Genomic DNA, 19,561 nt, shown 5'->3' with positions numbered 1-19,561 from the left:
ACCACCCCGATGACCCGGACGGCTCACCCGGGCGCGCCCCCAGGGGCGGACGGCCCCGGGGCGGTGGGTCAGTCCGCGGGGCGGTGGGTCAGTCCGCGGGGCGGTGGGTCAGGCCCCGGGACGGTGGGTCAGGCCGTGGGGCGTCAGGCGGTCGGGCGTCAGTCCGTGGGGCGTCAGCCCGTGCGTCCGACCGGAGGCGCCGCGAGCGCGGCCACCCGCTCACCGGCGAGCCGCGGCACCGCGGCCATCGCCGGCACCAGCAGCAGCGCCGGCACCAGGAACCCCGGGCCGATGCCCGTGATGCCGGCCAGCAGCCCGATCGAGACCGACCCGATGAGCGCACCGGCGTAGTTGAAGAGGTTGATCCGGGCGATGACGTCGTCCAGGCGCCCGGGCGCCAGCTCCCCGGCCGCGGAGAAGGCCAGCGGCACGAGCGTGCCGGCGCCGATCCCGGCCAGCGCGAACCCGACGATCGCCGCCGCCGGGCTGGGCACGAGCGCGACGAGCACGAGACCCACGGCGGCCACGGCGCCGGTCGGGGCGGCCACGCGCACCCGCCCGTGCCGGCGCACCAGCGGGTCGCCCAGGAGCCGGGCGATCAGCACGGCTCCCTGGTAGGCCGCGTACCCGAGCGGCGCGACGGCAGCGGACGCCGCCAGCTCGTCGTACAGGTACACCGTGCTCCAGCTGGAGACGGCGGCGTCCACCACGAACGCGGCGGCGACGAGCGCGCCGAAGACCCACAGGCCGGCGCGCGGCAGCGGGGTCCGCGCGGCGGCCGGGGCGGGTGCGGCGGCGACCCCCGTCCGGGCACCCGGCAGGATCCCCTCGTGGTCGTCCGGGAGCGGCGGCGGCGACGCGGTGCTGTCCAGCAGCGACGGACGCACCAGCAGCGCGACACCGGCCGCGACCGCCGTGGCCACGACCAGGGCCGAGACGGCCCCCGTGGTCGTCCCGAACCGCGCCAGCCCGGACTGCACGAGCGCGGCGGAGACGGCCGCGACGGTGAGGCACGCGAAGAGCGAGGAGACGACGGGGCGGCCCACCTGCTGCTGCAGCGCGACGCCCTGCATGTTGGACGACGCGTCGACCATGCCCAGCCCGAGGGCGAACACGACGAACGCGACGACCAGCGCGGGCACCGACGTCGCCGAGGCGACCAGCGCCAGCCCGCCGGCCTGCGCCAGCAGACCCAGGACGACGGCCGTGCGGCTCGACCACCGGCGGGCGACCCGCTCGGCGGTCACCGACCCGGCCGCGGCGAGCAGCGCGCCCATCAGCAGCACCACCGAGATCATCGCGTCGTCGATGTCGGTGCGGGCCTTGAGGCCCGGCAACGCGGTCACGACCGTGGCGTACCCGAAGCCCTGCGCGGCGTACGTGGCCCCCACGGCCACCCTCGTCCGCACGTCGACGACCTGCTGCATCCGTCCCCCTCGTCCCCCTGCTGCCCCTGCGGTGCCGACGACCCTACTGCGCGGGGACCGTGGCGCGCCGGGTGATCGCGGCCGCGTCGTGCTCGCGCCGCGGGTCCGGGCTCAGGTCACGGGGTGGACGGGCCGATACCGGGGACATGGGGCCACGATGAGCACGGGCGACGAGCCGACCACCACGCGCCGCGGTCCGGCCGGCGCACGCCGTGGCCTGCCGTCGTGGGCGCACGACGTCCCGGCGGCCGAGCCCCCGGAGGTGCCCGGGGTGCCGGCGGCGCTTCGCGAGCTCGAGGCCGAGGGCTGGCTCGCGCTGCACGCGCTGCACCACCCGGGGCGGGCGGCGGCGCGGATCGCGCACGTGGCCGTCGGCCCGGGCGGCGTGGTGGTCGTCGAGGGCACCCGCCTCCCCGCTGACGCGCACCGGGGGACGGACGCGGCCGCGGCCGTCACCGCGCTGCTGGCCCCGCGGTTCCGCACGGCGGTGCGTGGCGTGCGCTGCGGGACCGGTCGGGGCACGGGCGACGCCCCGGTGGTCCGCGCGACGTCGCTCGCTGCGCACCTGCGCGCCCTGCCGCCCCGGTTGTCGCCCGTGGACGCGGCCGGGCTCGCGCTGCTGCTCGAGGTGCGGCTGGGCGGCGCCGGCCAGCCCGACCTGCTGACCACGGCCGCCCTCACGGACGACGCCCGGGTGTCACGCCGCCGGGCCGTCCGCCCGCGCCGGTCCGGACGCTGCGTGCCGCCGCAGGCACCGCCGGCGGCGGCACCGTGGCCGGTGGCCGCCCGGCGCACGGCCGCAGCCGCGCTCGTGCTGGCCGCCGCGTGGCTGGCCTGGGCGGCGGTGACCGCACCGCTCGCGCTCGGCTGAGGTCGTCGCGGGCCGTCGTCCGGCCGGCGTCAGCCCGCCACGCGCTCGCGCCGGTCGCACCCCTCACCGACGGGCGTCGGCTGCTCCGCGACGGTGTCCGCCCCGGACCCGCGGCGCGGCTGCGGCACGACCGCGTCGACCACCATGGACCCCTCGGACGGCCCCTCGAGGGTGACCGGCTCGGGCGTCGCCGCGACCTGGGACAGCGGCGCGATGGGGACCTGCGCCAGGCTGCGGTGCGCCCGCAGGTACGCGGGGACCAGCAGCGCGACGGCCCCGAGCCAGGCGAGCGGGTTGCCCCACACGACGCCCGCGAACCCGTAGGCGGCGCCGAGCACCACCGCGGCCCCGACGCGGCAGACCAGCTCGATGAGACCGGTGACGGTCGGCACGAGGGTGCGGCCCAGCCCCTGCAGCGCACCGCGCAGCACGAACAGCACCCCGAGCACGGCGTAGAGCACGCCGTTGACGAACAGGTAGTGCGCCGACATGTCGACGACGCGCTGCTCTCCCTCGCCGACGAACATCTCGACGATCCAGCCGCCCGCGGTGACGAGCACGATCCCGATGAGCACCGCGCCGACCACCGACATCCAGACGGCCTGCACGACGCCCGTCCGGATCCGGTCGGGCCGGCCACCGCCGAGGTTCTGGGCGACGAACATGGAGACCGCCAGCCCGAGCGAGGCGAGCAGGGCGACCGCGAGGCCGTCGACGCGCGTCGCGGTGGTGTAGGCGGCGACGGCGTCGGAGCCCAGGGTGTTGAGCCGCACCTGCACGGCGAGCGTCCCGATCGCGATGATCGACGCCTGGAAGCCCATGGGCAGGCCCAGGTGCAGGTGGTGCGCCAGGTCGGCGCGCGTGACGCGCCAGTCCTCGCGGCGCACGTGCAGCACGGGCACGCGTCGCCGGACGTGCACGAAGCACAGGACGACCGAGACGCCCTGCGCCACGACGGTGGCCAGCGCCGCGCCCCCGACGCCGGTGCCGAGGCCCCCGACGAGCACCACGACCAGGGCGATGTTGAGGACGCAGCTGAGCGTGAGGTAGACGAGCGGGGTGCGGGAGTCGCCGATGGCGCGCACGATCGCGGCGAGGAAGTTGAAGAACATCGTCGTCGCGGCCCCGAGGAAGCTGATGACCGCGAAGGTCTCGGCCTGGGGCAGCAGCTCCTCCGGGGTGCGCAGCAGGCGCAGCGCGGGGCCGGCCAGCAGCGGCGCGCCCACCGTGAGCAGCAGCGTGACGGCGCCGGTGAGGAGGGCACCGGACGCCACCGAGCGGCGGACGGCGGCGGCGTCGCCGGCGCCGAAGGCCTGCGCGGTGGGGATGGCGAAGCCGGACGTCATGCCCCAGGCGAAGCCGATGAGCAGGAACAGCAGGCTCCCGGTCGCGCCGACCGCGGCGAGCGCGTCGACGCCGAGCGTGCGGCCCACGACCACCGCGTCGGCGAAGTGGTAGAGCTGCTGGACGACGTTGCCGATCAGCAGGGGGACGGCGAACGACAGGATGACGCGCCACGGGGCGCCCGTGGTCAGGGCCTTCGACATGAGGGGGGTGACTCCGCGCTTCGGGTACGGCTGGGGCGGTGCGCGGTGGTCGGTCGTGCCGGGTCGCGTCAGGGCCCTATCGTATCGATACGATCGCGCGTGACCAGAGGGTTTCACCCGATCGGTGCGCGGGCCGGAACGCGTCCGACGACGACGGGGAAAGCGCACGCCACGCGGACGTCAACAGCACCCCTCTCCCTGGTGGGCAGGCGTCCAAGAACGGCCCCGCCGACGCGACGGGCCGGTGCGCAGCGGCCCGCCACCCGGCCTGCGCTTGACCGAGGTGATCTGCGTGACGGTGCGCACCGGCGGACCCCGCCCGGCGACGTCCGCCCCGCCGCGCGGCCTCACGCCCGCCGCGCGGCCCAGACCGGCCCTACGCGCGGACGACCGACCCCTCGGCGGTGATCTCGTCCGCGTCCGCGTCGTCGAACCACCGCCCCTGGCTGCCCAGGTACCGGAAGCGGACGGTCGACCCCGCCGGCACGACGACCGACGCGCTCGCCGTGCCGTTGGACCGGCGGCGCAGCGGGTGCGCACCCGGCGTCCAGTCGTTGAACGTGCCGACCACGCTCACCGGCCCGTCGAGGTCGGGGACCGGCAGGACGAACGTGAGCGTGGCGGTGCCGGCACGGACGGAGCGGGTCTTCTTCAGCACGGACGGACCACACCTTCCCTCGGTCGGGTGTTGCGGGATCGGCGCGCCTCGCGCCGGGACGCAGCGTCCCGCACCGGTGTTTCCGGCAGGCTCACCTGCGGTGACTCCCGTGTGACACCTCGACGACGCGCTCCTCCCACCCGCGGCCCGGCACTCCTCGAGGCGGCGGCATTCGCCCGATCCGCGGGTTTTCCGACGTCCCGTCCGGCTGACACCGTTCTGGGCGGTGCGCGACACGCGGTGAGTCCAGTACCGTCGGCGCCGAGCGCGCCGGTCCGGGGCGACCGTGCGGAGGGAGCCGGTGTGAAGCGGGTCGGGACTGTCGTGGCTGTGCTCGCGGCGCTGGTGCTCACCGGGTGCACCTCGCAGGCACAGGAGCCTCCCGGCCTCACGGCCTCCCCCACCTCCGTCGCCACCAGCGCACCCACGCCCAGCGAGACCGTCCCCGCCTCGCAGACCCCGGACCCCTCCGACCCCGAGCTCGGCATCGTCTTCGAGGACGTGCCCGACCTCACGGGTGACGAGGCCGACGTGTGGAACACCGCCGCGACGTACCGCGTCGAGTACTGGCGCACGATGACGACCAACACCGTCAGCCCGGGCTTCGGCGCGATCGCCTTCGGCGACACCCTCGAGGTGATGGAGAACATCGCGGCGACCAACGCCGGGATCTCGGCGCAGATCGGCGGCACGTTCCGCACCCGCGTGTTCGACGTGACCATCACGGGCGACGAGGCGTCGGCGATGGCGTGCGACATGTACGCCGACGTCACCTTCGCCAGCGTCGAAGGCCCCGCGACGCCGCAGGAGGCCGGGTTCGGTGAGAACCGCCTGCTGCGCTTGCCGATGAAGCGCATCGACGACCGCTGGCTGATCGGTCCCAGCACCCGCGAGGGCACATGCTGAGCGTCGGCGCGTGGGCGCCCGCGCTCGCGGCACTGCTGATCCTCGCCGCCCCGGGCGGAGGCGCCGGGTACGCCGGGGAGGGTGATCAGCAGAGCCCGCCGCCCGCGTCGACGCCGGTGACGCCGCAGGCCGGTGACGGCACGATCGCCGTCACCGTGACGAGCTCCGGCTCGACGGGCGAGGGCAGGTCGTTCTCGTCGTCGGTGCAGGCGACGGTGGCACCGGACTGCTGGCTGCGGGCAGGCCGCACGGGGTACGAGTACTACGAGTACTGGAAGCCCGGCGGCGAGGCCCGCAACAGCGGGACGCTCGACGACTTCGCCTACCAGGGCCTGCTCCACCCCGACTACGAGGCGCACGCGACCGACGACGAGGGCCGCTGGTACGAGCCGTACTGCCGCTACGACACGGACGCCGAGACCTCGTTCGAGTACTACACGACCCGGCAGGCCGTCTTCGTGCCGGCGGGCGACCCACCCCCGGCGGTGGACGTGGTCGTCGACCCCCAGCAGCTCGTCCGGATCGCCCAGGACTCGATGGAGCTGCCCACGGGCACGATCCGCTGGAATCCCTCCCTCGACGGGTCGGGCGCCACCGTGGTCAACAAGCCCACGTTCGTGTGGGTCGAGGGCGCACCGGCCGACGTCGAGGTCACGGCCTCCGTGCCCGGGGTGTGGGCCCGCGTCGAGGCCCGCGTCTCGCAGCTGCGCCTCGACGCGCAGAACGCCGAGTCGGCGTCCTGCCCCGACGTCGGCACCCCGTACACCCCCGGCATGACCACCAGCAGCTGCTCGCTGACCTTCACGCGGTCCAGCGCGAACCTGATGCCCCCCAAGGCCGGTCAGTCGCTGCCCACCGCGACCCTCACCGCCACCGCGGTCTGGGAGGCGACGTGGACGTCGTCGGTCGACCCCGCCCCCCAGCCCCTCGACATGCAGACCGTCGAGACCTCCGCCGAGATCCCGGTCGCCGAGATCCAGTCGGTCGTCACCGGCTGACGCCGCACCGCCCGGACGGGTGACCCTGCCGGTCGAGGCGTCACCTCCGGCGCACGGAGCGGCATGACGTCCGCGCCCGGGAACGAGGACGGAGCCGACATGTCGGACCAGGCGCCCGACCGGTACCGCCAGGAGCTGGGCGAGGCGCTGCCCGCCGAGCGCTTCCGCCGCGACGCGACGGCGGGCGTGCTGCGGACCGTCCAGCGAGGACCGGAGCGACTGGCCGGACGTCGTCGAGCTCACCCGGTTGGACGGCGGTGCGTGGTCCCGCGGGCACGCCCCGGAGACCGACAGGGCCGGAGACTGCTGACCACGCGCGGTGCCGGACGGCAGCGGGCCACGCACGTCGGGCACGCCGCCCTCAGGGCAGCGGCACCTGCACGAGCTGCCACGCCCCGCCCGTGACCAGCAGTCCCCGGCCGGGCACCGCCCCGCCGAGCGCGGAGCGCGGCAGCCGCAGGCCGAACAGGTCGCCGTCGTTGGGGGTCGCGGGGGCCAGCAGCAGCCCGCTGCGCGACTTCTTGATGGTGGCCGCGGGGCCGCGGTAGGCGCTGCCGAGCTCGTCGGCGGTGCCGGCGGCGACCACCAGGCCGGGCCGGTCCCGCAGCACCCCGAGGTGCGCGACGATCCCGTCCGCGAGCACCCCGTCGGTGCCCACCAGCTCGAGGTCGTCCACGAGCAGGACGCTGGGCACGTCCTGCGGGACCAGGCTCGCCAGACCTGCTGTGACGTCGTCACGCGCGGCGTCCGCCTCGATGACGACGACCCCGTCACGCCCCACGAGGTCACGCAGCGGGCTGCGACGAGGGGTGACGATCCCGACCGTCCACCCGCGGCGCAGCGCGCTCTCGCCGACGGTCAGCAGCGTGGTGCTGCGCCCCGAGCGGCGCGGCCCCACCACGAGCAGGCCGGGTCCGTGCTCCTCGGCCTCCAGCCCGTGCAGCGCGAGCGTGTCGCCGCCGACGCCCATCGGCACCGCCGTGCGCCGCAGCGGCGCGCCACCGAGGGCGGCGGCCTCCGCCAGCGTGAGGCGGGTGGGCAGCGGGTCGATGCGGAACGGCACCTGCGCCCCGCTCGACGGCACGGGGTCCGCCGCGTGCCGGGCGGTCGCGTCCCGGCCGATCGCCTGCAGCGCCGCGACCTGCGCGGGGCCGCTCGGGTCCTCGTGGAGCAGTGCCACCTGCAGCTCGTGCGCACCGTCGGAGCGGAACGCCCGGCCCTCGGGCAGGTGCTGCGGCACGTCGCGGGTCGCCAGGCCGACGGCCTGGTAGTCGCCCGGGTCCGACATGGGCAGCATCAGGCGGTCCTCGGTGAGCGTCGAGACGCGGCCCACCAGCAGGCTGCGGTCGCCCGAGACGACGACCTTGACGCCGGCACCCGGCCCCTCCTGCAGGATCTGGGTCCACAGGTCGACCAGCGCACCGGCGTCGACGTCCTCGAACGCCTGCACGAACCCCTCCCACCGGTCGAGCAGCACCAGCAGGTACGGCAGCCGCTGCTCGGGCGCGGCGGCGGCGCGCTGCTCGGCGACGTCCGCGAACGACTGCTCGGCGAGCAGCTGCTGCCGCCGGGAGATCTCGGCGCGCAGCCGCCGCGTGAGGCGGGCGATGCGGTCCGGCTGGTCGCGCGGCACCACCGCGCCGGTGTGCGGGAGCCCCACCAGCGGCAGCAGCGCGTTGTTGCCGAAGTCCAGGCCGTAGACGTGCACGTCCCGGGGCGACGTCCGGGTCGCCACCGCCGCCGCGAGCACGCGCAGCACCGTGGAGCGCCCCGAGCGCGGCGAGCCGACGACCGCGAGGTTCCCCGCCCTGTCGAGGTCGTGCACCGCGACGTCGCGGCGCTGCTGGGCGGGCAGGTCCAGCAGGCCGTACGGCAGCGCGAGCGGGCGCGCTTCGAGCGCCGCCCCACCCTGCTCGTCGACCTCACGCACCGTCACGACGTCGGCCAGGGCGGGCAGCCACGGCGGCGGCGGTGCGGACACGTGCGCGAGCTCTGCCGCACCCTGCACCGCCGTGACGAGCGACGCGAGGTCGGTCGGCACGTCGACGTCGTTCTCCGCCTCGGGGCGCCGCACCACGACCGGACGACCGACGCTCGCCCAGGTCAGCGGCATCACGTCGACGCCCCCTCCGGGGACGGAGCCCGGCGGGCGCCCCCCGACCCGCGACGACTGGAACGCCACCAGGCTCGAGTGGCCGAGCCGCGCGTACGCGCGGCCGGGCAGGCTCGGCGCGATCTGCGCGGCGTCGGGCGACTCGATGACGTCCTGCGAGTCGTTGCGGTCGGTGACGCGCAGGGCGATGCGCAGGTTGGTGTTCGACTTGATCTCCGCGCTGACGACGCCCGCGGGCCGCTGCGTCGCGAGCACCAGGTGCACCCCGAGCGACCGGCCCCGGCGGGCGATGTCGACCAGGCCGGTGACGAAGTCCGGGAGCTCGGCGACCAGGGCCGCGAACTCGTCGATGACGATCATCAGCCGGGGCATCGGGGCGTCACCGGGCCCGCGCGCCGCCAGGTAGTCCTCGATGTCCTTGGCGCCCGCGCCGGCGAGCTGGTGCTCCCGGCGCCGCAGCTCGGCCGCGAGCGACTCGAGCGCCCGCGTCGTGAGGTGCGCGTCGAGGTCGGTGACCATGCCGACCGTGTGCGGCAGCCGGGCGCAGTCCTTGAACGCCGCCCCGCCCTTGTAGTCGACCAGCACGAACGTCATCTCGTCGGGCCGGTTGCCGACCGCGAGCGACGCGATGAGCGTCTGCAGCAGCTCGGACTTGCCGGAGCCCGTCGTGCCGGCGACCAGGGCGTGCGGCCCGTCGGCCCGGATGTCGACCGACCACGGGCCGTCCGTCGCCTCACCGATCACGGCGCGCGTCGTGCGCCCACCGCCGGCCCAGCCGCGGGCGACCGCCTCGGGCGTCGGCGGGTCCAGCCGCAGCACGTCGAGCAGCCGCGACGAGGAGGTGAGCGTCGCCGACAGGTCCTCCGAGCTGATGTCCTTGATCGGGGCCAGGGAGCGGCCCAGGCGCTCGAACCACGCGGTCGGCACCAGGTCGGCACGGACGCCGTCGACCGGCTCCTGGCCCGCGACGTTCACGGTGGCGCGCGTGCCGTCCACGACGACGACCGCCTGGCACTCCTCGGGCAGCTGGCGCTCCTGCTCGTCGAGGCACAGGAAGTACACGCCGTACCGCGGCCCCTCGCGCAGCAGCGTCACCAGCCCGGGCAGCAGGCGGAACCTCCGCGCGCCGTCGAGGACGACGAGCACGGGTGGCGGCAGGACCGACGCGACGCTGCCGAACCCGCCCGGTCCCTCGGTCGCGGCCCGGCGGGCCTCGACCAGCGCGAGCAGCTCGGAGATCCGGCGCGCCGTGGTCTCCTCGTCCGAGCCGACCTGCGCCACCGGGCCGGTGTCGCGGCGCGCGTGCGGCAGCCAGCGGACCCAGCCCCACACGTCCGCGCCGCCCGCGTCGGCGAGCAGGTGCACGGTGACGTCGGCCGGCGAGTGGCCGGCCACCACCTGCGCGAGCATCCACGCGCCGATGCGGCGCCGCTCGTCGGGAGGTCCGGCGACACCCGTGACGCCCGCCCGCTGAAGCGGCACCGCCACCGGCACGTCGGCGGCCGTCCAGTGCAGGACCCGCTCGTGCTCCTCGCGGGTGGGGTCGTGCAGTGACACCTCGCTCGGCAGGTCGGCCGTGCCGACGCGCGCGACCATCCAGTCCGGGTCGGTGCGCCGGCGCTCCCACAGCCGCGCGCGGGGACCGGTCGCGAACAGCAGCACCGTCGCGGGGTCGGGCAGCTCGCGGCGCCGGGCCGCGCTCTCGGTGCCGAGCGCGTCGAACGCCTGCTGCTCGATCCGGGCGACACGCCTGACGTACGTCTGGACGTCCTGCAGGTGGCGCTGCCGGCCGCCGCCGCGCATCGACAACCAGTTCCCCACGACCATCGCCGGCGACAGCGCCATGATCATCAGCGAGTACGGGGACCTCGTGAACCAGAACATCGCCGCGCCCATCACGACGGGCACGATGATCATCGTGATCGGGAACCGTTGCTTGTCGGGTGCCCGCGGCTCGGTGGGCAGCCGGAAGTCGGTGCTGCGCTCCGGCGGCAGCAGCCGCGGCGGCCGGTTGTAGTCGAGCGTCGCGCCCGCCGTGCTCGGCGACAGCGACGCATCGGGCTCGCCGACCGCCGCGACCTCGAGGACCACGTCCCCCACGACGAGCGACTGCCCCGGCTCCCACGCACGCCGCGCGGTCAGCGCCGTACGGTCGACGTGCACGAGCGGCCGGTCCGACTCGGGGTCGATCTCGGTCATCTGGTCGAGGCCCTTGCGGGCCTCCGCGAGCTGCCGCGCGAACCTGCCGCGCGGGCGGCGCGCCTGCCGACCGGCCGGCGCCTCGCCGGGCGTCGCCCGGACGACGATCGGCCCCTCGGGTGGCCGTCGGCGCACGGGGGCGCCGCGGACCGCACCGGCGACGTCCGGGCCCGGCTCGATCGTCACTCCCCCGTCGACGCCGACCTCGAGCACCACCGCGGTCGCGGGGACCTCGGGGTCCGGCACGCGCACCGACGCCGCGGGGTCGGTGCCCACGACGTGCCGGCCGACGGGCAGCCGGTGCACGCGACCGGCCTGCTCGCCGGACACGATCCGCACCTCGCACGCACCGTCCGGCTCGGACCACGTGTCCCCCGGGTCGACGCCGAGGCCGACGACAGCGCCGTGCCGCAGCGGCGACCGCTCCACCGGCAGGTCGTCGTCGAGCGGCTTGCCGTGCCACCACAGGTGCGGCGCCGGTCCCTGCGCGGGCTCGATCGTGACGACACCGAGGTGACCCGACCCGCGGGGCACCACGCGGGGCTGGACGCCCGGCAGCCGGTCGGCCAGCACGCGGGAGACGTCACGCACGCGCGACCCGGGCGCGCACTCGACGACCACGTCGAGCGGCTCACCGCCGGTGCGGGTGGTGACGCTCAGGATCAGTCGCACGCGTGCCTCGTCTCGCCCGTTTCGTCCGTCCAGGTGCCGTGCACGCCGGCGGCCCGCCCTCGCAGGAGGACGGGCCGCTGGTCACGCGCACCGACTCAGATGCGGTCGCTCTCGCCCGTGGCGGCGGCGATGTTGTTGTGGTTCGTGCGCACGTCCGCGGCGGCACCCTCGAGCGCCTCCTTCAGGCGGTCCAGGTTGGCGCGGTACTCCGTCCACGCCGAGCGGAAGTCCTCCGAGTACCGACCCGTCCAGACGGCGCTGTCGAGCCCCTTGTCGACGTCCGTCTTGATCGCGTACGCCTGCTCGGCGTTGGTCTGGAAGGTCTTGTAGAGCGCCTGCAGTGTGCTGAGCTCGGCACCAACGGCCACGACTCACTCCTCCGGTCGGCGGCGCCCGCGGCGCCTGGTCGGGTCGACCTTATCGGGCATATGGGTGCGAGGTGGTGCGTTCCGGGAGAACCACCCGTCCGGCGTCACGCGGTCCCCCCGACCGCGGAGGGCCCGCTCGTGGGGGCCAGCTCCTCCACCAGCGCCCGGGTCGCCGCCGCCATCTGCGGCACGCCCGCCTCGCGCAGCGTCACCACGAGCGCGTCGACGACGTCCCGCACCGCAGCCTCGCCGCCGGCGGCCGCCGTGGCCCGCAGCAGGTCGCGCCACAGCAGCTCGGACGCGGGCGCCAGACGCACCCCGGTCCACGCGGCGGCCTGCGCGGCGGCCGGGTCGTCGTCCGACCGGTGCAGCACGACCAGGCGGTGCGCGGCGTCGACCAGCACGTCGCGGGACGTGCGCTCGGCCCGCACGCGCGCGAGCCACGCGTAGCGACCCGTCGGCCGGACGGCCACCACCGGAGCGGTCGCCAGCCCGAGCGCCTCGGTGAGCAGCGTGCGCTCGGCGGCGGGATCGGCGGCGGTGCGCGCCCGCGCCAGGAGGGACCGGACGACGTCCCAGTCGACGACGACGTCGGGCCCCAGCGACAGACGCCCGTCCGCACCGCTCACCAGGAGGGCCCGGCCCGCGGCGTCCTCCCCGAGCCAGGCCGCGGTCCGGGCGATCGTGCGGTCGCGGACCTCGGCGGTCACGCCACCCGGCCAGAGCGCGGCCGCCGCGACGTTGGGGTGGACGCCCTCGGGGTGCAGCGCGAGCAGCACGACCAGCTCGGTCGACAGCGCGCGTCGCGACTCCTCGACGGGACGCGACGTCTCGACGCGGGGGTCACCGAGCACGCGGACCCGCACGGGGGCCCGGTCGAGGTCCGCCGCACCGAGCGCACGGTCCGGCGCCTCGACGTCCGGACGCTCGACCGCACCCTCGTGCTCGGCGGCCGCCCGGCGCTCGTCGATGCCGGCCGCCGCGGGCTCGGGGGTCTGCGCCAGCAGCTCCCCGAGCGCGTCCAGGTGCTCGTCCGTCAGCCGGTTGGCCTGCACGTCGACGCCCAGCAGGCTCGCCGTCAGCCGCCCCCCCGCCGTGACCTCGAGCCGCCACCGGGCCCCCGGGAGGTCGCCCGCACACAGCACGCCGAGGGGCGAGCGCTGCGCGGTCGTGCTCAGCTCGACGACGCGCCGCGCCCCGTCGAGGGCCGGCACCTGCCCGAGCACGAGGTACTCCGGGACCCACGCCTGCGTGCCGTCGCCCCGGACGCGGCCCGTGAGCACGTCACCGCCGAGCACGTCGTCGCGATGCTCCTGCAGCCGCGGCAGCACGTCGCCGGCGGAACGGGCGGTGGTGTACCGGTCGCCGGGCAGCGCGTCGACCAGCGCGGGTGCCAGGCCCACGCCCGTGACGTGCAGCGCGTCCGACCAGCGGTTGGTGGCGAGCTCGGTGACGAGCGCGGTGACGACCTCCGCGGCCGCCGTGGGGTCACCGACCACCGCGACGGGACCCTGCGCGGCCTCGAGGTCGACGAGCACGTCACGCCCGTCGGCGTCGCGGCCGAGCGACACCAGGCCCGGGTAGGGCGCGGGGGCGTCCGTGCGGCCGAGGTCGACGTCGGCCGCGTCGAGCTGCCAGGCGCGGCCGCCGTCGGTCGCGCGCCACGGGGAGGGAGCCGCGGGGGCTGCCGGCGTCAGCGACAGCCGGACCGACGTGTCGTCGACGCGCGCGACCACGACGCCGGGCAGCGGACGCCCGGCCGTGCGCAGGTCGGCGGCGAGGCGGCGCAGACCGCGGTCGAGCAGCAGCGCACGCCGGGGGTCCGCGCCGATGCGCAGCACGACCTCGAGCTCCTGCGCCCCCGCGGAGGGGTCCGCCGCCCGCCCGCGCCGCCGGCGCCGCTCGAGCGCGACGAGCAGACCGGCGGCGAGCAGACCGGCGCCGACCAGGCCGGGCGCCTGGCTCTCGGAGGAGGCCGGGGCGGCGACCACGTGGCCCGCGGCCGCCTCGGGCGGGGCGACGTGGGCGGCGGTCGGCGTGGCCCCGACCGGCGCCTGGACCGGCGTCGGCGTCTCGACCGGCGTGACCACCGCGGTGACGCGCTCCACGCCCGTCGCGTCCTCCGGCATGATCAGCAGCCAGTTGGGCTGGATGAGCCGCTCGAGCGTCAGCTCCTGCCCGTCGGGCTGGTCGCGCCCCTTGTTGAGCTCGAAGACCTCCCGGTAGCGCATCCCGTCGCCCAGGGTGCGCTCGGCGATGTCCCAGAGGTTGTCGTGGTAGCGGCCCTCGGGCGGCTGCACGACGTACACCCGGTGCCCCTCGAGCTCGGCGCCCTCCTCGGGGCTGAGCTGCATGCCACCGAGCCAGTACGTCGTCTCGACCTGTGCCTCCGCCCCCGGTGCCGGGGTCTGCGCCGCCTGCTCCGCGGGCGCCTGCGCCGCGGGACCGGGGACCGCGGCGGCCGAGACCGACACGGGCGCGGCGTCGGGCGCCGACATCGCGAGCGAGGGTGCGACCGCGGCCGTGGCCTGACCCGCGGCCGTGACCAGCAGCAGGACGGTCACCACCAGCGTGCGCGCCAGCCGCTGGCTCGGTCCCGCGAGCGGGACGCGCGCCGGGAGCCCGACGCCCGACAGCGCGGAGCGCAGCTCGACCACGACGCAGATCGTGAACTGCAGCCACGCGAGCCACACCACCCAGACGAGCACGGCGATCACCTGCTCGACGCCGATCGTCGCGGTGAGGTCGGCACGGCCGGGCAGGGACGTGGGCAGCGCGGGCGCCGCCCCGAGCGTGAGCAGGACCGCCGGCACGCCGGCGACCAGCAGCAGGAGCAGGAACGCGGCGCCGAGCGCCGCGCCGACCGGGCGCCGCTCATCGGTCGCGACCGCCTGCTGGAACCGCTGCGGGCCGATGGGCCGCGCCGCGCCGTCGTCGTGGCCCATCACGGCCCTCCCTCGAGCTCGGTGACGATGCCGATCGCGGCGCGCGCGGTCGCGCTGCCCTCGACCGTGAAGCTGTCGATCAGGATCAGCTGGAGCAGCCCGGTCGGCACGACGTCGCTGACGCGCACGGCGACGCGCTCGTCGTCGGCCGAGATGCTCACGCGGGAGCTCTCGTACCCGCGGGCGGCCAGGAACTGCTGCGCGGCGCTGGTCGCGGCGACCGGGTCGATGCGTGGCGTGCCGCTGCCGCGCAGCGACCCGTCCTGCACCTGGTCGGCCCCCACGCGGGCGGCCTGCTCGGCGTCGTCCGTGATCGCGACACGGGCGTTGATGGCGCGCCCGCCGTCCGCGACGAGGCCCGCGACCGCGAAGAGCACGACCGTCAGCCCGACGACGAACGGCGTGGCGCTGCCGCGGTCCGCACGCCGGCCGGCGGCGGCGCGCAGGCGCGCGAGCACGCCGCGGTGCGGCGAGGGCGTCGCCCGGCGTGGTGCAGCGCTCATGTCACACCCCCGTCCGTCGCCACGTGTCGAGCGGCGCGGTGCTCGAACCGACCACGGTCGCCGAGCCCGGCAGGCCCGGCAGCCCGAGGTCCGTGAACGAGACGTCGCACCGCACCTCCACCCGGATCTGGCCGCCCGCGACGAAGGCGCCCGTCATCGTCGCCGGCTCGCACGCCAGCGACTCGGGCTCGGCCGAGGCCGCGGTCTGCTGGGCGGCCGCGAGCGCGACCTGGCTGCTGCGCTCGAGCGTCGCGGCGCGCACCGCGTCGCGGGCCATGGCCGCGACCTCACCCTGCGCCGACACGTACCGGCCGAACGCGACGACGAGGAACATCATCATCACCAGCAGCGGGATCAGGACGACGACCTCGACGGCCATGGAGCCGCGGTCGTCGCCCGCGCGGACGCGGGCGTGCTGACGCGCCATGGGTCCTCCCGGTGTCGTCGTGATGCGTGTCGTCGTGATGCGTGTCGTGAGGAGGACCGTCGTGATGGGGCGTCGGTCGTTCACAGGTCGGCGCGGAAGCCCTCGACCGGCCCCTGCACGGTCGCGGAGACCCGTGGGGCGAGTCCCTGGACGATCTCGACCGCTCGTCCGGTGACCGTGACGCGCACGGTCTGGGCGTCGGGCCGCGAGATCTCGACGGAGACGTCCCGCAGCGACGCACCACCGACGGTGCCCGCGTACTCCGTGCCCCGCTGGTGCGCCCGCGTGACCGAGTCGTCGGACCCGCCGCCCGTCCGCACCACGCGGGCCGTCTCGCGTGCGACCGCCCCGGCGAGCTCGTTGCCGTACCAGGTCAGCGAGAACTGGACGATCGCGAGGATCGCGAGCATGAGCAGCGGCGTGTAGAACACCATCTCGATGGTGCTCGCGCCGCGGTCGTCACGTCCCCCGGGACCGGGAGGACGCCGGCGGGTCACTCGTTGCCGCCGCCGCCACCGGCGCCACCGCCGGGCGCGTCGGGGATGACGATGCTGTTGGCCTCGTCGCGGATGCGGTTGAAGATGATCAACCCGACCGCCGCAGCGAGCGCCACCAGCACGCCGGTGATGATCACCCACTCGATCGCCGACGCACCACGGTCGCCGCGCTCGTCCGCCAGCTGCGCCCGCGCGACGCGGCGTCGCACCTCGAGCTCGGCATACCCCATCGGGGTCCAGGGGGCGAAGATCATGACGCCCTCTCCTCTCGTCGTGACTGCTGGAGCACTGACCACCGCGACGGGGTGTCGCGGCGACGCATCAGGGGCCGCCGAAGACGGTGACGACGGCCGGGTAGAGCAGGAACACCAGGAACCCGACGGCGAGCAGCAGCTGCGCCACGAGCATCGTCTCGGAGCTCTCGCCGGCCTTGCCCTCGGACTCGGCGAGCTCGCGGCGGCGCATGGAGCCGGCACGCGCCGCGAGCGAGTCGCGGACCTTCGCGCCGTCCTCGGCGACCAGCGCGAGGGCCGCCGCGAGGTCCCGCAGCTCGTCGATGTCGAGGTCCTCGCCGAGCGCACCGAGGGCGGCCCACGGCGTCTCGCCGCGTAGCCGCGCCGCGATGAGCGCGTCGCGGATGCGCACCATGGCCCAGCCGTCGCTGATCTCGGACGCCCCCTGGAGCGCCTCGGGCACCCCCCGACCACCGGCCAGGCTCATGGCGACGAGGTCGAGGAACGACCCCACCACGTGGCGGAAGTTCCGACGCCGCCTTGCCGCCTCGGAGCGCAGACCGAGCGCGGGCAGCGCCCCCGCGACCACCGCACCGACCAGCGGCACGACGACCGGCACGACGAACGACAGCCGGACACCGAGCACGGCCAGCACCGCCAGCACGAGCAGCGGCGCCACGAAGCCACCGACGGCCGAGAGCACCGTGCGGGCGAGGAACGCGTCGCGGGACGTGCCGACCATCGCGAGGTCGGCGCGCAGGCTGCCCAGACCGATGCCCAGGGAGTCCAGGCCCCCCGCGGCGCGCCGACCCAGCGTCTGCTCCCACCGCGGCACCCGGGCCGCCCGCGGGTCGACGGTGAGCACACGCGCACGGGCACGGCCGTCGCGGCGTTCCCGGTCGAGCCGGGCCAGCGCACCCGCGGGACGTGCGGCGGGCGGGACGAGCACGAGGACGAGCAGGAGCACGCCGAGCCCGGCGACGGCCCCCGCGACGAGCACGGCCGTCATGCGCGCACCTCCGTGGCGCCGCGCCGGTCGGCGGTGGCGACGAGGAAGCGCTCGGGCAGGTCGATCCCGGCCAGGCGCCGCATCCACAGGAACCCGCCCGCGAAGAACGCGGCGACGACCACGAGGACGAGCTGCCCCGTCGCGGTGCCGTACGGCTCGACGTACGTCGGGTTGAGGAGCGTGAGGCCGAGGATCACCGCGAGGGAGAAGATCGTGACGATCTGCGCCGACCGCCGCGTGGACGACCGCCCCGCCGAGACGCGCTGGCGCATGTCGAGCTCGGCGCGCGCGGCGTCGGACAGCGAGGACAGCACCTGACGCAGACCCGGCCCACGCAGTCGGGCGTTGAGGATGAGCGCGGCGACGATCAGGTCGGCGCTCGGGTCGTCGAGGTCGTCCGCGAGCCGCTGCAGCGCGGTCGGCAGCGGCACCCGCACGCGAAGCCGGTCGACGAGCATGCGCAGGTGCGGCTTGACGGCCGGCGACGCGGCCTGGACCGTCGCCGGGATGGCCTGCTCGAGGCCGACCGCCCCGGCGATCGTGTCGCGCAGCGACTCGGTCCAGGACGCCAGTCCCTCGATGCCGGCCATCGCCTGCTTCTCGGCGCGCGCGCCGCCGAACAGCGCCGGCCACGCGAGGACGAGCAGTGCGGCGGCGCCGGCGGCGACGGGCCAGCGGGTCGCCACGAGGACCACGAGCGCCACGGCCCCCGCCACCAGGCCGCGCCGGCCGAGCCGCTGCACCACCGACGGACCGGTGCGCTGCACCTCGCGGCGGGTGCGGTCACGCGGCGTCAGGGAGTCGACGAGCAGCACGACGGCCCCGCCGACGAGCGCACCCAGGCAGACGACGAAGAGGACCGAGGGCGTCATCGCACCCCCTGCGCGAACGCGTAGCCGGGGCTGTACCCGACCGCCGTGAGGTCGTCGATGCACGCGATCGGCGCGGCCGGCTGGGCGATGCCGTCCGGGCCGGGCGCGAAGACCTCGCTCGACAGCACGCGACCGTCGATGCCGTTGACCTCACGGATGCTCGCGACGAAGCGGCGCAGCCGCCCACCCGCGTGGTACTCGTTGTGCTTCTGCACGAACACCACGAAGTCGATGGCGCCCGCGATCAGCATCATCGTGGCCTCGACCGGCAGACGCTCCGCCGACTGGATCGCGTACGTCGAGATGCGGTTGAACACCTCGATCGAGCTGTTGGCGTGGATGGTCGACAGTGAGCCGTCGTTGCCCTGGCTCATGGCGTTGAGCATCGTGACGATCTCGTCGCCGAGCACCTCGCCGACGATCACGCGGCTCGGGTTCATGCGCAGCGAGCGACGCACGAGCTCGGCCATGGTGATCGCGCCGTTGCCCTCGGAGTTCGGCAGCCGCTCCTCGAACGCGATGACGTTGGGGTGCAGGTCCACGAACTCGCCGAGCCCGAGCTCGAGCGCGCGCTCGACCGTGATGAGCCGCTCGTGCGGGCCGATCTCGTTGGCGAGCGCGCGGAGCATGGTGGTCTTCCCGGCGTTGGTCGCCCCCGCGATCATGACGTTCTTGCGCGCCGCGACGGCGGCCGACAGGAAGGCCGCGACCTCCGGGGTGACCGAACCGAGCCGCACGAGGTCGTCCAGGTGGACGCGCGAGAGCCGGGCGCGACGGATCGAGATCGACGGGCGCGCGCAGACGTCCATGACGGCGGACATGCGCGAGCCGTCGGGCAGCCGGATGTCCAGCTGGGGGTTCGCGGAGTCGAACGGCCGGCTGGTCAGGCCCGAGTACGCCCCCAGCACCTGGATGAGCTCCACGAGCTCGTCGTCGGACTCCGCGACGGGCGGGGCCTTGGCCTCGCGGCCGTCGGAGTACTGCACGAACACCTGGTCACAGCCGTTGATGTCGATGTTCTCGACGTCGAGGTCGTCGAGCAGTGGCTGCAGGCGCCCGACGCCGAACAGCGCGGCGTGGATGCCGGAGGCGACCTCCTCCTCCTCCGCGGGTGCGAGCGGCGTACGGCCCGAGGCGATCTCCGCGCGCGCGTGCGCGTCGAGCACACGGTTGATGACCGCGCGCGCGAACTGCCGCTCGTCCTGCGCGGTCATCTGCGGGTTGCCGGCGGCCGTGTCGTCGCGGCGCTGGCGCGCGAGCGTGTCGGCGACCTCCTCGCGCAGGCGCCGGACGAGTCCCTGGTCGACAGCCATCCC

16 protein-coding genes are annotated in these 19,561 nt (G+C 75.8%); 3 read left to right on the top strand and 13 right to left on the bottom strand.

The window, feature by feature from the left end; all coding sequences use genetic code 11:
* Nucleotides 1-173 precede the first annotated feature (173 nt).
* Nucleotides 174-1,427, bottom strand: coding sequence for an MFS transporter (locus tag BMZ16_RS00980; protein WP_089797660.1), 1,254 nt, complete (start codon nt 1,425-1,427; stop codon nt 174-176).
* 157 nt (nt 1,428-1,584) lie between these two features.
* Between BMZ16_RS00980 and BMZ16_RS00975 the strand changes: the two genes are divergently transcribed.
* Complete coding sequence (locus tag BMZ16_RS00975) at nt 1,585-2,298, top strand: hypothetical protein (RefSeq protein WP_089797658.1); 714 nt, start codon at nt 1,585-1,587, stop codon at nt 2,296-2,298.
* A gap of 29 nt (nt 2,299-2,327) precedes the next feature.
* Here BMZ16_RS00975 and BMZ16_RS00970 read toward each other — a convergent pair whose 3' ends face one another.
* Both BMZ16_RS00970 and BMZ16_RS00965 read right to left on the bottom strand, forming a co-directional pair.
* Nucleotides 2,328-3,845: an MATE family efflux transporter gene (locus BMZ16_RS00970; protein ID WP_089797656.1), complete on the bottom strand. Its 1,518-nt coding sequence runs from the start codon at nt 3,843-3,845 to the stop codon at nt 2,328-2,330.
* Nucleotides 3,846-4,221: 376 nt separating this feature from the next.
* On the bottom strand, nt 4,222-4,503 hold the full coding sequence (locus BMZ16_RS00965; RefSeq protein WP_089797653.1) for an isoamylase early set domain-containing protein: 282 nt from the start codon (nt 4,501-4,503) through the stop codon (nt 4,222-4,224).
* Nucleotides 4,504-4,806: 303 nt separating this feature from the next.
* On the opposite strand from BMZ16_RS00965, the gene BMZ16_RS00960 reads away from it, so the two are divergent.
* A complete protein-coding gene (locus BMZ16_RS00960) occupies nt 4,807-5,409 on the top strand; it encodes a hypothetical protein (protein WP_143082700.1) in 603 nt (200 codons plus the stop codon).
* Entirely contained in the window at nt 5,403-6,407 is a 1,005-nt protein-coding gene (locus BMZ16_RS00955) for a hypothetical protein (RefSeq protein ID WP_089797649.1), read from the top strand. The genes BMZ16_RS00960 and BMZ16_RS00955 overlap by 7 nt, the downstream gene beginning before the upstream one ends.
* A gap of 361 nt (nt 6,408-6,768) precedes the next feature.
* On the opposite strand, the gene BMZ16_RS00950 is transcribed toward BMZ16_RS00955, so the two are convergent.
* The 10 genes from BMZ16_RS00950 to BMZ16_RS00905 form a co-directional block, all read right to left on the bottom strand.
* Entirely contained in the window at nt 6,769-11,391 is a 4,623-nt protein-coding gene (locus BMZ16_RS00950) for an FtsK/SpoIIIE domain-containing protein (RefSeq protein WP_089797647.1), read from the bottom strand.
* Between the two features lie 95 nt (nt 11,392-11,486).
* A complete protein-coding gene (locus BMZ16_RS00945; protein ID WP_089797645.1) occupies nt 11,487-11,759 on the bottom strand; it encodes a WXG100 family type VII secretion target in 273 nt (90 codons plus the stop codon).
* A 104-nt stretch (nt 11,760-11,863) separates the two neighbouring features.
* On the bottom strand, nt 11,864-14,704 hold the full coding sequence (locus BMZ16_RS00940; protein ID WP_089797643.1) for a bacterial transcriptional activator domain-containing protein: 2,841 nt from the start codon (nt 14,702-14,704) through the stop codon (nt 11,864-11,866).
* On the bottom strand, nt 14,704-15,207 hold the full coding sequence (locus tag BMZ16_RS00935; protein ID WP_089797641.1) for a pilus assembly protein TadG-related protein: 504 nt from the start codon (nt 15,205-15,207) through the stop codon (nt 14,704-14,706). The genes BMZ16_RS00940 and BMZ16_RS00935 overlap by 1 nt, the downstream gene beginning before the upstream one ends.
* Before the next feature lies 1 nt (nt 15,208).
* A complete protein-coding gene (locus tag BMZ16_RS00930) occupies nt 15,209-15,634 on the bottom strand; it encodes a TadE/TadG family type IV pilus assembly protein (protein ID WP_089798636.1) in 426 nt (141 codons plus the stop codon).
* Nucleotides 15,635-15,714: 80 nt separating this feature from the next.
* On the bottom strand, nt 15,715-16,131 hold the full coding sequence (locus BMZ16_RS00925) for a TadE family protein (RefSeq protein WP_255366282.1): 417 nt from the start codon (nt 16,129-16,131) through the stop codon (nt 15,715-15,717).
* Nucleotides 16,128-16,385, bottom strand: coding sequence for a hypothetical protein (locus BMZ16_RS00920; protein ID WP_255366281.1), 258 nt, complete (start codon nt 16,383-16,385; stop codon nt 16,128-16,130). Before BMZ16_RS00920 ends, BMZ16_RS00925 begins: the two co-directional genes overlap by 4 nt.
* A gap of 67 nt (nt 16,386-16,452) precedes the next feature.
* Nucleotides 16,453-17,373 carry a type II secretion system F family protein gene (locus BMZ16_RS00915; RefSeq protein WP_089797636.1) on the bottom strand — a complete coding sequence of 307 codons (921 nt, stop codon included), beginning with the start codon at nt 17,371-17,373 and terminating at the stop codon, nt 16,453-16,455.
* Nucleotides 17,370-18,245, bottom strand: coding sequence for a type II secretion system F family protein (locus BMZ16_RS00910; RefSeq protein ID WP_089797634.1), 876 nt, complete (start codon nt 18,243-18,245; stop codon nt 17,370-17,372). Before BMZ16_RS00910 ends, BMZ16_RS00915 begins: the two co-directional genes overlap by 4 nt.
* A complete protein-coding gene (locus BMZ16_RS00905) occupies nt 18,242-19,558 on the bottom strand; it encodes a CpaF family protein (RefSeq protein WP_089797632.1) in 1,317 nt (438 codons plus the stop codon). The genes BMZ16_RS00910 and BMZ16_RS00905 overlap by 4 nt, the downstream gene beginning before the upstream one ends.
* Nucleotides 19,559-19,561: the final 3 nt, after the last annotated feature.

The organism is Cellulomonas sp. KH9 (genome assembly GCF_900114185.1).
Taxonomy (GTDB): Bacteria; Actinomycetota; Actinomycetes; order Actinomycetales; family Cellulomonadaceae; genus Cellulomonas.
The sequence above is the reverse complement of the archived record's forward strand: the minus strand, read 5'-3'. Positions and strand labels throughout refer to the sequence as shown.